Source organism: Bacteroidota bacterium (genome assembly GCA_018831055.1).
Taxonomy (GTDB): Bacteria; Bacteroidota; Bacteroidia; order Bacteroidales; family B18-G4; genus M55B132.
Genome location: JAHJRE010000182.1, coordinates 1 through 14,717 on the forward strand (window position 1 = coordinate 1; position 14,717 = coordinate 14,717).

The 14,717-nt window shown below is 41.4% G+C and carries 10 protein-coding genes and 1 tRNA gene; 5 read left to right on the plus strand and 6 right to left on the minus strand.

All coding sequences use genetic code 11. The features are described 5' to 3' along the window. Positions 1-235 precede the first annotated feature (235 nt). The 3 genes from KKA81_11750 (at position 236) to KKA81_11760 (ending at position 4,416) form a co-directional block, all read left to right on the plus strand. Positions 236-2,488 carry a RelA/SpoT family protein gene (locus KKA81_11750; GenBank protein ID MBU2651602.1) on the plus strand — a complete coding sequence of 751 codons (2,253 nt, stop codon included), beginning with the start codon at positions 236-238 and terminating at the stop codon, positions 2,486-2,488. Positions 2,489-2,660: 172 nt separating this feature from the next. Continuing rightward, a complete protein-coding gene (locus KKA81_11755) occupies positions 2,661-3,137 on the plus strand; it encodes a transcriptional repressor (GenBank protein MBU2651603.1) in 477 nt (158 codons plus the stop codon). Next, positions 3,127-4,416, plus strand: a complete 1,290-nt coding sequence (locus KKA81_11760) for an adenylosuccinate synthase (protein ID MBU2651604.1) — start codon at positions 3,127-3,129, stop codon at positions 4,414-4,416. The genes KKA81_11755 and KKA81_11760 overlap by 11 nt, the downstream gene beginning before the upstream one ends. A gap of 1 nt (position 4,417) precedes the next feature. Here the strand turns inward: KKA81_11760 and infB are convergent, their stop codons facing one another. The 4 genes from infB to KKA81_11780 all read right to left on the minus strand — a co-directional run bounded on the left by infB (position 4,418) and on the right by KKA81_11780 (position 9,312). Then, positions 4,418-7,408 (minus strand): translation initiation factor IF-2, encoded by a 2,991-nt coding sequence (gene infB / locus KKA81_11765; GenBank protein ID MBU2651605.1) that lies wholly within the window; start codon positions 7,406-7,408, stop codon positions 4,418-4,420. Positions 7,409-7,459: 51 nt separating this feature from the next. Continuing rightward, complete coding sequence (gene nusA, locus KKA81_11770) at positions 7,460-8,695, minus strand: transcription termination factor NusA (protein ID MBU2651606.1); 1,236 nt, start codon at positions 8,693-8,695, stop codon at positions 7,460-7,462. 14 nt (positions 8,696-8,709) lie between these two features. Next, positions 8,710-9,183: a ribosome assembly cofactor RimP gene (gene rimP, locus KKA81_11775; protein MBU2651607.1), complete on the minus strand. Its 474-nt coding sequence runs from the start codon at positions 9,181-9,183 to the stop codon at positions 8,710-8,712. A 56-nt stretch (positions 9,184-9,239) separates the two neighbouring features. Further along, a tRNA-Gln gene (locus KKA81_11780) sits at positions 9,240-9,312 on the minus strand. A 93-nt stretch (positions 9,313-9,405) separates the two neighbouring features. On the opposite strand from KKA81_11780, the gene KKA81_11785 reads away from it, so the two are divergent. Further along, complete coding sequence (locus KKA81_11785) at positions 9,406-12,468, plus strand: DUF2723 domain-containing protein (protein ID MBU2651608.1); 3,063 nt, start codon at positions 9,406-9,408, stop codon at positions 12,466-12,468. Between the two features lie 23 nt (positions 12,469-12,491). On the opposite strand, the gene lgt is transcribed toward KKA81_11785, so the two are convergent. Together lgt and KKA81_11795 are read right to left on the minus strand one after the other, a co-directional pair. Then, a complete protein-coding gene (gene lgt, locus KKA81_11790; GenBank protein ID MBU2651609.1) occupies positions 12,492-13,283 on the minus strand; it encodes a prolipoprotein diacylglyceryl transferase in 792 nt (263 codons plus the stop codon). 49 nt (positions 13,284-13,332) lie between these two features. After that, positions 13,333-14,427, minus strand: coding sequence for a glycosyl transferase family 28 (locus KKA81_11795; GenBank protein ID MBU2651610.1), 1,095 nt, complete (start codon positions 14,425-14,427; stop codon positions 13,333-13,335). Positions 14,428-14,484: 57 nt separating this feature from the next. Between KKA81_11795 and KKA81_11800 the strand changes: the two genes are divergently transcribed. Then, positions 14,485-14,717, plus strand: a 233-nt coding sequence (locus tag KKA81_11800; protein MBU2651611.1) for a DNA-protecting protein DprA, incomplete at its 3' end; no start/stop codon positions are given.

Consider the following 14,717-nt stretch of genomic DNA (forward strand, 5'->3'; position numbering starts at 1 on the left):
CATAGGTGAGACCGCTGACATGTTTCATGGTTATTTCCCCTGCTCTCTGGTGGGTGGCAAGCAGGGAAAGAGGTAAACATACCAGGATGAAGAAATATAAAAGAGTTGTTTTCATCTGTTATTCCTGGATTATGAGTATTCAAATTTACTATTTATTATTGAACCCGTAGAATCCATGATTTGTTAAATTAGTGTAATTTTGTAGGAATAACAAAGACCCGGAAAGCACAGATCAATGTATCAGGTTGATGCAGATAAAGAAAAGACAGAAATACTTCGCCGGTATCGAGACCTCTTAAATTCCTGGACGGCAAAAAAAGAGCCTGCAGATAAGCAATTGGTCCGGAAAGCATTCAATCTTGCTGTGAATGCACATAAGGATATGCGCAGGAAAAGCGGAGAGCCGTATATTTTTCATCCGCTTGAAGTTGCCAGGATTGTAGCAGGAGAGATAGGGCTGAGCACTACATCCATCGTATGCGCATTGTTGCATGATGTGGTGGAGGATACGGATTATACCTTGGAGGATATACGGGGTATGTTCGGAGATAAAATTGCCCGTATTATCGATGGTTTAACCAAGATCTCCGGGATCATGGATTTAACCAATACAACCCTTCAGGCTGAGAATTTCAAGAAAATGCTGCTGACTCTGGCCGATGATGTCAGAGTAATTCTGATCAAGCTTGCTGACCGTCTTCATAATATGCGCACCCTGGAAGCTCTCCCGGTGGAAAAACGACTGAAGATATCTTCTGAGACATTATATCTTTACGCCCCGCTCGCACACCGGTTGGGATTGTATTCCATTAAAAGCGAACTGGAAGATCTTGCACTGAAGCATACCGATCCGGAAATTTACCGGACAATCAGTCAGAAACTCAAAGATACCCAGGAAGACCGGAAGAGATTCATTAATCAGTTTATTTATCCCATTAAAAAAGTAATTGCCAATCAGGGGATTGAATCAAAGATCATTGCCAGGGAAAAGAGTATTTATTCTATCTGGGAGAAAATGCGTGTTAAGGGCATTCCTTTTGAAGAAGTATACGACATCTTTGCTATCCGGATCATCATCAGCGTACCTCAGGAGCGTGAAAAAGTAGAATGTTGGAAGGTATATTCAGCTATTACAGATTATTACAGGCCCAATCAAAAAAGATTGCGTGACTGGATTTCAACCCCCAAGGCTAATGGTTATGAAGCGCTGCATACAACAGTGATGAGTCAGACCGGAAGATGGGTGGAGATTCAGATCCGGAGCGAAAGAATGGATGAAGTTGCAGAAAAAGGATATGCAGCACACTGGAAATACAAAACCAACGGTACAAGCGAAGGCGTTGTTGATGCCTGGCTGAACAGAATTCGGGATATGCTTACCCAGGAAGATACGAATGCTTTGGATTTTGTTAACGATTTTAAATTGAACCTTTATACCGACGAAATAATCACTTTTACTCCAAAAGGGGAGATGAAAAATTTGCCGGTTGGTTCTACTGTAATCGATTTCGCTTATAATGTTCATTCCGAAGTAGGAAATCAGGCAATAGGGGCCAAAGTCAATCATAACCTGGTCCCCTTGAATCATATACTGAAAAGCGGGGATCAGGTTGAGATCATCACTTCAAAAAAACAGGAACCAAAGGAAGAGTGGCTTGCATTTGCATTGACTGCACGTGCAAGATACCGCATCAAAGCCGCCCTTAAAGAAGAAAAAAAGAAATATGCCGCTGAAGGTAAAAAGATCCTTGTCGATTTGTTCAATCAAAATCATATCAATGTAACATCCGAAGTGCTGGAAGAATTCAGGAAGTTTATGAAATTCGAAAGCAAGCTGGATCTGTATTATCAGACTCATAAAGGAAGAATTCGATTGAAGGATATTAAGGACTTTGGCCAAACTGAAGAAAAGGGAAGCTGGTTTCGCTATATTAGCCGCCCTTTTACGAAATCCCGTGCTTCAGACCATGATACCCTGAATCATAAGATCGTTGAACAGCTTAGGAAAAAGCCAGAATCGATGATTCTGGGCGATGATGTGAAGGAATTGAAATATGATGTTGCTAAATGCTGTAATCCCATCCCCGGCGATGATGTAATAGGCTTTCTTATGCCAAGAGGGAATATCGAAATTCATCGCACTAATTGCCCTATGGCAATTGAAAATATGTCGCGATATGGGAGCCGAATTGTCAAGACAAAATGGAAAACCGATGAAGCGATAGGGTTCCTGACAGGAATTGCAATTAAAGGAATAGACCGCAATGGTCTGGTAAGGCAAATCTCTGAAATCATTTCGGATAAGCATAATATCGGAATACGGTCTTTTCTTATGGATACTTCGGAAGGAATGACCAATGGCATAGTAATGCTATATGTCCAGGATACAAGAACTCTCAATCAACTAATTGATAATCTCAAGGAAATTAAAGAGATTCAATCGGTAAAAAGAATAGACAGGACGGATTTGGCAGTTCATGGCCGGTAAAAATAATAATGCCTTGTTATACAACGATATGCCCAATTTCTGAAAACCTTGAATCCTGAAAATTAAGGATGAGGAATAAAATATAGAGTTTTTTGGATTTGATTATTTTTATTTATTCCAAATTCATATTAAAAAAATTTCTAATTTTAGGGTGAAATTTAAAGTTGGACAGATGAAAGATACAACAAAAGATACCTTTGAATCTGTAAAAAGGATTTTCACCGATTACCTGGAGCAAAGAGGGCACAGGAAGACGCCTGAACGGTATACGATATTAAAGGAGATCTATGCTACCGAAGGTCATTTTGATATAGAAACCCTTTATATCAAGATGAAGAACAATAAATACAGGGTCAGCAGGGCAACACTTTACAACACTATTGAGTTATTGCTTGATTGCAATCTTGTTACCAAGCATCAGTTTGGCAATAACTGCGCCCAATTTGAGAGATCTTATAAATTCAAGAAACATGACCACTTTATTTGTGTGGATGACGGGCAGGTATATGAGTTTTCTGATCCCAGGATTGAAGAGATCAGGGAATATGTTGAAAAAACTCTCGGAGTTAATGTTACCCATCATTCGTTAACGTTTTATGGTCATTGTAAAAGCCGGAAAACGGAAAAACTGAAACAATATGAAGATTGATGTTTTATTAGGCCTTCAATGGGGCGACGAGGGCAAAGGAAAGATCGTTGACGTTCTATGCCCCGATTATGACATTGTTGCCCGCTTTCAGGGCGGCCCGAATGCGGGTCACACGATTGAGTTTGACAGTAAAAAATTCATACTCCATATTATTCCATCGGGAATTTTTAATCAGGATAAGAAGAATATAGTTGGTAACGGTGTAATTGTTGATCCCTATATTCTGAAATGGGAGATTATGAATCTCGACAATGCCGGAGTGGATGCCAGAAAAAACCTTTACATATCAAAGAAGGCTCACCTGATCCTTCCTACGCATCGTTTGCTGGATGCTGCCTCCGAAGCTTCTAAGGGTAATAACCGCATTGGTTCTACCCTCAAAGGCATAGGCCCCACATACGCAGATAAAATTTCCAGGAATGGGATCAGGGTAGGGGATATTCCTTCCGGAAGGTTTATGGATATGTATAAAGCTTTAAGAGACACCCATATGCATATCATGGATTTTTATAACTTCGATCTGAATGGTTTTGTTATTGATGGGATGAATTTCGAAGAATATGAAGAAAAGTGGTTGCGGGCAGCAATAGAAATACCCGATCTGCATTTGGTTGACAGCGAGTTCATGATCAATGATGAATTGAAAGCAGGGAAAAGAATACTTGCCGAAGGTGCACAGGGCACATTGCTGGATATTGATTTTGGGTCTTATCCTTTCGTTACCTCTTCCAATACAATAACTGCAGGCGTTTGTTCCGGACTTGGCGTTGCTCCGCAAACAATTGGCAGGGTTTTCGGTGTATTTAAAGCTTATTGTACACGCGTTGGCAGTGGTCCCTTCCCAACCGAATTAAACGGAAAAGAAGGTGAGTTAATGCGCGAAGCAGGCAGGGAATTTGGGTCAACTACCGGCAGACCGAGAAGATGTGGATGGCTTGATCTTACTGCATTGAAGTACAGTATTATGCTGAATGGTGTTTCCAGGCTTTTCATGATGAAGACCGATGTACTAAGCAGTTTCGAATCTTTGAAAGCCAGTATTCACTACCGGCTTGGGAAGAAGGATATAGACAGGCTTCCCTATGAATATTCTCATGAGCCTCTTGAACCTGTTTATCAGGAGTTTAAAGGTTGGAACCGCCCGGTTGAAAATGTCAATGATTTTTCTGAGCTTCCTGAAGAATTAAAGGAATATGTAACATTCATTGAGAAAGAAACCGGTGTGGATATTGGTATAGTATCTGTTGGTCCGGACCGGTCACAGACAATTATCCGCTAGATTACAGTTTTCTTTTTATTTCAACTTCTTCGTATCCTTCAACGATATCACCTACTTTAATATCGTTGAAATTATCGATATTCAAACCGCATTCGTAGCCGGCATTCACTTCTTTAACATCATCCTTGAAGCGTTTCAGGGATCCCAGGTATCCTGAATAAACAACGATACCATCGCGGATGATCCTGACTTTAGTGTTTCTTGTGACTTTACCATCGAGGACATAGCATCCTGCAACAGTCCCCACTTTGGTTATCTTAAACACTTCTCTGACCTCGATGTTACATGTGATCTTTTCTTCGTATTCCGGCGAAAGCATACCTTCAATGGCTGCTTTGATCTCATCGATGGCTTGATAAATAATGGAATACAGTCGGATATCTATTTGCTCCTGTTCAGCAAGTTTACGTGAACTGGGAGTGGGCCTTACCTGGAATCCAACGATGATGGCTTCCGATGCGGATGCAAGCAAAACATCCGATTCGGTTATGGCTCCAACGGAACGATGAAGAACGTTTACCTGAACTTCCGCAGTTGACAGTTTCAGGAGGGAGTCTGACAAAGCTTCTACGGAACCATCCACATCGCCTTTTACGATAAGGTTTAATTCTTTGAAATCACCTATCGCGATACGGCGGCCGATTTCATCCAGGGTGATATGCTTTTGTGTACGGTATCCCTGTTCCCGTTGTAATTGCTGTCGTTTTGCTGCAATATTTCTGGCTTCTCTTTCGTCTTTGAGTACGTTGAATCCATCCCCGGCCTGTGGTGCCCCACTCAGTCCCAGCATCAGGATGGGAGATGAAGGACCTGCTTCTTTAACGCTCAGATTCCTCTCGTTGTACATTGCTTTCACCTTACCGCTATATGCTCCGGCAAGAACAACATCTCCTATATGCAGGGTTCCGTTTTGTACCAGGATTTTTGCTACATATCCTCTTCCTTTGTCAAGTGATGACTCGATCACGGTTCCAATGGCATAGCGATCCGGATTGCCTTTAAGTTCAAGCATTTCAGCTTCAAGTAATACTTTGTCGAGCAACAGATCAATATTTATACCTTCCTTGGCCGAGATTTCCTGACTCTGGTATTTACCGCCCCAATCTTCAACCAGAAGATTCATGTCGGCAAGTTGTTGTTTGATCCTGTCGACATTGGCATTGGGTTTATCAATCTTATTTATGGCAAAAACAATAGGAACACCGGCTGCCTGGGCATGATTGATAGCCTCTTTGGTTTGAGGCATCACCGAATCATCAGCAGCTACGACGATAATGGCCACATCGGTAAGTTTGGCCCCCCTGGCACGCATGGCTGTAAATGCCTCATGACCAGGTGTGTCGAGAAAAGTAATACTCTTTCTATTTTCAAGCTTTACTTCGTAGGCACCGATATGCTGTGTAATACCTCCGGCTTCACCTGCAACAACGTTGGTTCGCCTTATATAATCAAGAAGTTTGGTCTTTCCATGGTCAACATGCCCCATGACCGTTACAATGGGTGAACGCTCAAGAAAATCATCACCATGTTCTTCTTCCTCATCTACATGGCTGATTGCTTCCTGAACCTCAAAACTCACGAATTCAACTTTATAACCAAACTCTTCCGCTACAACGGTAAGCGTTTCGGCATCAAGCCTTTGGTTAATAGATACGAATAACCCAAGAGACATACACGCTGAGATTACATCCGTTACGGATACATTCATCATGGTGGCAAGTTCATTCACGGTAACAAACTCTGTAACCTTGATGATTGAAGATGCCTCTTCAAGCTTTTTTTGCTCCTCTATCCGGTTTTGTGAAATAGCTGCACGCTTTAACCTCCTGTGCTTGGAAGTTTTCGACTTGCCTGTAGGGCTAAGCCTCGACAATGTTTCCCGGATCTGTTTCTGGATTTCTTCTTCTGATAATTCAGGTTTTCTGATTTCCTTCTTTTGTTTCTTGCTTTTTTTCCCTTTAGAAGTATCTCTTTCTTCTGAAGTTTTGTGATCAACATGTTGCTGACCCGAAGGAATTCTCTTCCGTTTCTTCTTTTTTATAGCAACCTTCTCATCTTTGGAAGAAGCAACCGGTTTTTTAACAGCCTTTTTTACTTCAGGCAATTCTATCTTATCCAGGATCTTTGGTCCGGTAAGACGGGCTACTTCAGTAGGGATAAAATTGGATTCCTTTTTTTCCTGAACTGTTTCCTTTTCCTCTGATTTTTCTCCTTCAACCGGAGCCTTAATTTCAGCCTCTATGGGTTGGGCCTGTTCTTCTTTCACCTCAGTAATCTCAGGCTTTTTGTCAGGTTTTTCTTCAGTTTCCTTTGTTTTCGATTCAGGTAAAGGAGCCTTTTCGGGTTCTTTTGGAGCTTTTTCTTTCTTCTCGGTTTTTTCTTGCTTGCTTTTCCGGGATGGCCGGGTTTTCTGATTCAGTTTGTCAAGGTCAATTTTGCCTAATACTTTCAGATTGCCGGACTCTTCTTCGGGAGCTTCCTCTACCAGTGCCTCTTCCGGTTTTTCTTTTTCTTCTTCTTTTTTATCCTCTTTTTTCTCTTTTTCTTCTTTCTCTTCTTTTTCTACTTCTACTACTTTTTCTTCTTTTTTTGCAGTAACTTGTTTGGCATCGATGGGTTCATGTTCTTTTTCGGGGCTTGGCTGGACTGTCTGAGGCTTGGTAGGATAATCAGAAGTGGTTTTCTTGATAATGATCTCTTCAATTTCCCTGTCTTCCTCGTATTCATCCGATTCGACAGAAGGGTGCTCAATTTCAGCAACAATGGTGTGCTTAGCGCCACCAATTTCTACATTGCTGGCTTTTTCCTTTACTATCTTTTCCTTCTGAAATTCTTTCTCCAGGATGCTATACATCTCCTGTGTCAGCTTGGTATTTGCATTGGTCTCGATTTTAAAACCCCTTTTGGAAAGGGTTTCAACAATCGTGCCCACCGCAATGTTAAACTCTTTTGCTGCTTTTCCTAATCTGATTGCTTTCGAATCTTCCGACATATTATCTAACCAAATATTTACTGAATCCTGAATTTATTTCTTGATTGGGATTTATTCAAATTCTGCTTTTAAAATTCTGATAACTTCTTTTATTGTTTCCTCTTCAAGGTCTGTCCTTTTAACAAGTTCTGAAATACTTATTTCCAGGACACTCTTGGCAGTGTCACAACCGATAGATTTTAATTCGTCGATGATCCACTGATCTATTTCATCACTGAATTCCTGGAGGTCTACATCTTCCGAATCAATATCAGTATCCCGGTATACATCGATCTCATAACCGGTAAGTTTTCCAGCCAGTTTAATGTTAAATCCTCCCTTACCAATTGCCAGTGAAACCTGGTCTGGTTTCATGTAAACTTCTGCTCTTTTATTGGCATCATCAAGATTAATGGAGCTGATTTTAGCAGGACTAAGGGCTCTTTGGATATATAAAGTGGGGTTGGATGTGTAGTTGATCACATCGATGTTCTCATTTTTCAATTCTCTAACGATACCATGGATCCTGCTTCCTTTCATTCCCACACAGGCTCCGACGGGATCTATCCTGTCGTCATAGGATTCCACAGAAATTTTGGCACGTTCTCCGGGTACCCGTACAATTTTCTTAATGGTGATCAGTCCGTCATAAACCTCAGGTACTTCTGATTCAAACAGCCGTTCCAGGAAAACAGGAGAAGTCCGCGATAAAATGATCACCGGTGTGTTGTTTTTCATGTCAACCTTTGAAACTACAGCCCTGATCGTATCTCCTTTTCTGTAATAATCTGAAGGGATCTGTTCAGACTTCGGGAGAATGAGTTCTATATATTCGTCGTCGAGAACGAGAATCTCTTTTTTCCATACCTGATAAACTTCCCCGGTGACAATTTCTCCGATTTTTTCCTTGTATTTACCGTAGATATTATCTTTTTCGTATTCCTGAATCTTCGACATCAGATTTTGCCGAATGGTTAATATTTCCCTGCGGCCAAAATCCTGAAGCTTAATTTCTTCCGAGACCTCTTCACCGATCTCAAAGTCGGGTTCTATCTTTATGGCCTCTGAAAACGCAATTTGTGTATTCTCGTCTTCAACAGCGCCATCTTCAACAATTTCCCGGTTCCGCCATATCTCGAGATCACCCCGGTCGATATTGACAATAATATCGAAATTTTCATCCGATCCAAATCGTTTCGCCAGCATATGCCGGAAAATATCCTCGATGATCTTCATCAGGGTTTCCCTGTCGATGTTTTTGAATTCCTTAAACTCCGAAAAGGTTTCAACTAAATTGATCACATCCATTTTTCTAACTAATTCTATTTAAACGATATCCTGACTTTAGCTTGTTTTATATTCTGATAGGGAATCAATGTTATTGCTGTTTCTGTTGATTCTGCCTTTTTTAGCTTTTTCTTTTTTTCCTCCAAAGGTCTGGGTTCTATTTCAATCCCTGTTTTAGCTACAGCGATCAGTTTGCCCGCGATCTTGTTGTCATCATTCAGTACAAGGTCAAGTATTCTTCCGATGTTTTTATTGTATTGCCTTTTAAATTGAATCGGATAATCCGCCCCGGGGGAAGATACACTCAACTCGAAATCTTCAGCTTCACGGTCAAGATTACTTTCGATGAACCGGCTTAATGATTTGCAATCGTCGATATTTACTGCCGTATCTCCGTCAATTATGACCATAGTCTTGTTTCCGGGTTTGACAATAATATCAACGAGGAACTTATCTGTTCCTTCCAGATGATTTTCAACTAAACGCTTTATTTGTCCTTTTTCAATCATTATACCAATAAAAGAGGGGACTCTTGTCCCCTCACACTTTGTAGGTTTCCGTTCTGTTGTCCGACCAGGGCTCGAACCTGGACTCTTCTGAACCAAAATCAGACGTGTTGCCAATTACACCATCGGACAATCACCCTGTTTTAATTTGGTGTGCAAAGATAAGTATTATTTCCTTAAAAATTTATATTTTCGCTCAATTATTCATATCTATAAACCCGCCCCATGGAAAATTTCAAAAAGATCAACAACATTTTCGGATGGATTGCTTTTCTTATCGCCACCCTTGTATACTTCTTTACGCTTGAGCCTACTGCAAGTTGGTGGGATTGCGGTGAGTATATTGCCACTGCTTATAAGTTGCAGGTTGGACATCCTCCGGGTGCTCCTTTATTTCAGCTGATAGGGCGGTTTTTTTCTCTCTTTGCCTTTGGTGATACCGCCAATGTAGCAATGATGATCAATGCTATGTCTGCCCTTTCAAGCAGTTTCACAGTGTTGTTTCTTTTCTGGTCGATCACTATGCTGGCGAGAAAGATCGTTGTTAAGGATGGCGAAATGAATAGAGGCAGCATGTATGCAGTTATCGGAAGCGGACTCGTTGGAGCTCTTGCTTTCACTTTTTCCGATTCATTCTGGTTCTCTGCAGTGGAAGGGGAAGTGTATGCCATGTCCTCTTTCTTCACAGCTATCGTATTCTGGGCCATTCTGAAATGGGAAGCTGTGGCTGATGAAAAACACGCTCTTCGCTGGATTATCTTTATTGCCTTTCTGGTTGGGCTTTCCATCGGGGTTCATCTACTCAACCTGCTTGCTATTCCTGCGATAGCATTTGTATATTATTTCAGGAAATACAAACCAACAGGAAAAGGTGCAATTATTACCCTGCTATTATCTTTCCTTATACTTTCGGTCATAATGTATCTGATAATCCCGGGTATAGTTAAACTAAGCAGCGTTTTTGAACTGTTTTTTGTCAATACCGTCGGATTACCCTTTAATAGCGGGACCATTATTTATTTTATCCTGCTTGTCGGGATTCTCCTTTGGGGTTTATTCTATTCAATCCGCAAACGTAAAGTCCTTCTGAATACAATTATACTGGCATTTGTTTTCCTGTTAATCGGATATTCATCATTTTTCATGCTTATCATCCGTTCTAACGCAAATCCACCCATCGATGAAAACAGTCCGGAGGATGCGATTTCTCTTCTTTCTTATCTGAACCGTGAGCAATATGGCGATTGGCCAATTTTATACGGTCAATATTATAATGCTCCTGTTGTGGACTATGATGACGGAACACCGGTTTATGTTAAAGACCGGAAGAAAGGCAAATATATAGTTACCGATACCCGGGAGGCCAGCATTCCGGTTTACGATCCCAGATTTACTACTTTGTTTCCCAGGATGTGGAGCGATCAGAAACCGGAGCACAAAAGGATGTATCAGAACTACATGGGCAAAGGTGTCCCCGTTAGGGTTGATAAAAACGACGGAACTTCTGAGGTTGTTACGCGTCCTTCTTTTGGCGATAATCTCCGTTTCTTCTTTTCCTATCAGCTGGGACATATGTATTTCCGTTACTTCATGTGGAATTTTGCAGGACGGCAGAACGACATTGAAAGCCAGGGTGAGCCTGAGAACGGGAATTGGATCAGTGGAATTCCTTTTATCGATAATGCCAGACTTGGCGATCAGGATAATCTACCGGATCATTGGAGCAATGCGGCAAAAAATAAGTTTTATTTTCTGCCTCTTATCCTGGGTTTGATCGGGTTGTTTTACCACCTGAATACGAACAAGAGAGATACACTTGTTGTGGCCCTTCTGTTTCTGATGACAGGTATAGCCATCGTGGTGTATCTGAATCAGTACCCTTACCAGCCCAGGGAAAGAGACTATGCATATGTCGGTTCGTTTTATGCCTTTTCCATATGGATTGGTTTGGGTGTGCTTTCGATATATAATGCAATTACCCGTAAAACCGGAGCAAATACATTGGCTGCCATTTTGGTCACACTGGTCACTCTGATTCTGGTGCCGGGTATAATGGCAAAGGAAGGCTGGGATGATCATGACCGTTCAGGAAAATATGCAGCCCGCGACTTTGCTAAAAACTATCTTAATTCCTGTGAAAAGAATGCCATCCTGATTACCAACGGCGATAATGATACCTTCCCTCTTTGGTACGTTCAGGAAGTAGAAGGCGTAAGAACCGATATAAGAGTAGTCAATTATATGCTTGCCTCCGGTTACTGGTATATTCACCAATTGGGCAGGAAAGTGTATGATTCCGACCCTCTGAATTTTACTCTTACACCCGATCAATACGATAAAGGGGTGAATATGTATATACCATATATTAACAGGAACATTGAAGGGCCTGTTGAACTTAAAGATATTATTGATTTCATTGCCAGCGACGATGTCCGCACTCAATGGCCTTTGCAGAACGGGGAAAGAATCAACTACCTGCCAACGAAAAGCATAAAACTTACTGTTGATTCGGCTAAATGCGTCCAGAATGGTATCGTTCCTCCTGAACTTGCCGATCAGATTGTCCCGGAAATCACATGGAATATCAAACAAGGCGCTTTGTATAAGAACGACCTGATGTTTCTCGATTTCCTGGCTTCTAATAACTGGGAACGGCCGATTTATCTTGCAAATCCTTCTTCACTTAGCAAAGTATTTGATGTCGATGATTATTGTCATATGGAAGGATTTGTATACAGGTTCATGCCTGTGAAGGCCAAAGAATTCATCCCGGGAATAGGGGGCGTTTATACAGACGGTTCCTATGATATCCTGATGAACAAATCGGTTTTTGGTAATCTGAACGATCCCGATGTTACTGTTGACAGGGAAAGCTACCGGAATGCCAGGATGCCAAGGCAAAACTTTATCCGGCTTGCTCAGGCTCTTGTAAATGAAAAACGATTTGACGAAGCCGTTGCAGTATTGGATACCTGTTTGCATTATTTCCCTCATGAGAAGATTTCTTATGATATTCTGATGGTTCCGTATGCAGAAGTATATTATGCTGCCGGCGCTGTGGAAAAGGGTAATGCGATCACTCAAAAGTTAACAGATATGTATTCGGCTGAACTGGAATACTATGCTTCCTTAGATCCGGCTTTTGTGGATGCTTACTATGGCAATTACGTCAAACAGGCTTTTAATATCCTGAGTCGTTTGTCACAGGTAAGTAAGCAGGAAGGACAAAAGGAAATGGGACAAGCCATCGATTCGGTTATGATGCAGAACCTTGAAATGTTCCAATAGAGAAACAATAAAGTGCTAAAAAATCAGGATAAATGGTTCGGTTTACGAACCGGCCAGAAAACACTTACGAGTCCTACCAGAATAAAGGGCAGGCTTAGTAATTGACCCATATTCAAAACCATATCGCTTTCGAAATTTACCTGCGGTTCCTTTAAAAACTCAATCAGGAAACGTGATGTGAAAACCAGGATCATGAACATGCCGAACAGAAATCCAGGCCTTGGTTTCCCTTTTTTGTAAAAATAGAATGCATAAAGGAAAACAAACGTTAGAAGATAGGCCAGGGCCTCGTAAATTTGTGTTGGGTGCCTTGGAATACTATCACTTCTGAGAAAAACAAAAGCCCAGGATACATCGGCCGGTTTTCCAAAAATCTCTGAATTCATCAGGTTTCCTGTGCGAATGAATACACCTGCAAGGGCTACGACTATGGCAAGCCTGTCCATGATCCATATAAAAGGAAGATTATATGTTCTTGAAAAGATCAGCAGAGCAATAATTATTGCTATTGCTGCTCCATGACTGGCCAGACCTCCTTTCCAAACCATCAGGATCTCCCAGGGATGGTCCAGATAGTATTGGGGTTCATAAAAAAAACAATGCCCAAGCCTTGCTCCGACGACCGTGGCAATAATCATGTAGGTTGCCAACTTGTCTAATAGTTTGGCCGGAATCTTCTCATATTTAAAGATCTGCTGGACAATAAAATACCCCGCGACAAAACCCAGGGCGAAAAGCAATCCATACCAGCGAACAGAAAGATTCCACACAGAAAAAATCTCGGGATCTGGATTCCAGGTGATAAAATTGAGCATAATGGTAGGGTTTCTTTTTAGCAAATTTATAACAATCCTGATAAATTGATCATTTTTTATTCAGGATATCATGAATAGCACTGCTTAGAAGTCTCATTTCAGGGAGGATTGCCGGAGGGGTAGGTAGATTATTATCTGAGGGTAGCGGGGCTTTTCCGAGTTGATCCTGCTCAAGACGAACATAATATCCTTGTTGTTCCATCCATTCGGAAAGGTACTGTTGTTCCGTTTGGCCGGGAGTGGGGACAAGGACGGCCTTTTTCCCGCTTACCTGCAGATCCATTAAGGTTGAATATCCCGGCCTGCAAAGAATAAGACGGGCATTAGCCATCATGTTTTGAATTTCCCGGGTATCCGCGTGACTAAGGATACGTATATCTGGGGATGGTTCATCAATATCCTGCTTTTCTGTCATTCCGGCCAGAATGATACCTCCTGTTCTTTCCAACTGTAATTGCTGCAAAACCTTTCCCTGGAATATTGATCGTTGTGGCTCCGGTCCGGAGATGATAGCCAGTATTTTATTTTCATGTTCATCAATAGGGTCTATGTTCGGGTTATCAAGTGAGAAACGGGTAAGAGGTCCAATAAACCTCGTATTGCGAGGTAGTTTGTATTTGTGGGAAAGATCTCCCGAAAGGTTTATTTTATCGGGCAGATCGGGAACCCAGCACCGGTCGAATTTCCTGATAAAACATAAGTGCAGCAGATGAAGGAAATATTCAAAAAATGATATGCTTTTCGGCACCTTTATCATTAGCTGGTGGGTAATATACACCGAAAAGGTTTTCCGGCTCCAGCATCCGAAACGGTTATCGGAAATAACAAGGTCGATGCCATAATCCTGAACGATTTTTTCAAGTTGCCGATGCTCTTTGCGAATTCCTGTAAATATCTGTGGTGCCTTCATAATCATATGACGGATCATACTTCCTTTTTGAGGGTATGTAATATTGTATCCAGGAAAATCAATGAAATGTAAATCCTTGAATTCTTTTTTCAGGAAGTCCAAAGCCCGTCCTCCACCGGCGATAAAAACCTTCGCTCCGCTATCCTGAAGCATATAAATTATGGGAACACAGCGCGTTGCATGTCCTAAACCCCAGTCCAGCGGGCAAATAAGAATTTTTTTTTCATTAATCATGATCGCAGGGTGGGATATTTTTAAAGTTTAGGGATAAATGTATAAATAATCGACAATATGGATGAACGGATTTATCAGATTGCATTAACCCTGATACCCGGGATAGGGTCAGTCACAGGCCGGAGGCTTATACACTTGTGTGGCTCATCGGAGGCAGTTTTCAGAGATGGCCAGTCAGCTTTGAAGAAAGTCAAAGGTATTACTCATCAAATAATTCAGGAAATTGCTAAACCTGTTTATTTACGCCGGGCGGAAAAAGAAGTAGCATTCATTGAAAACAAAAGAATACG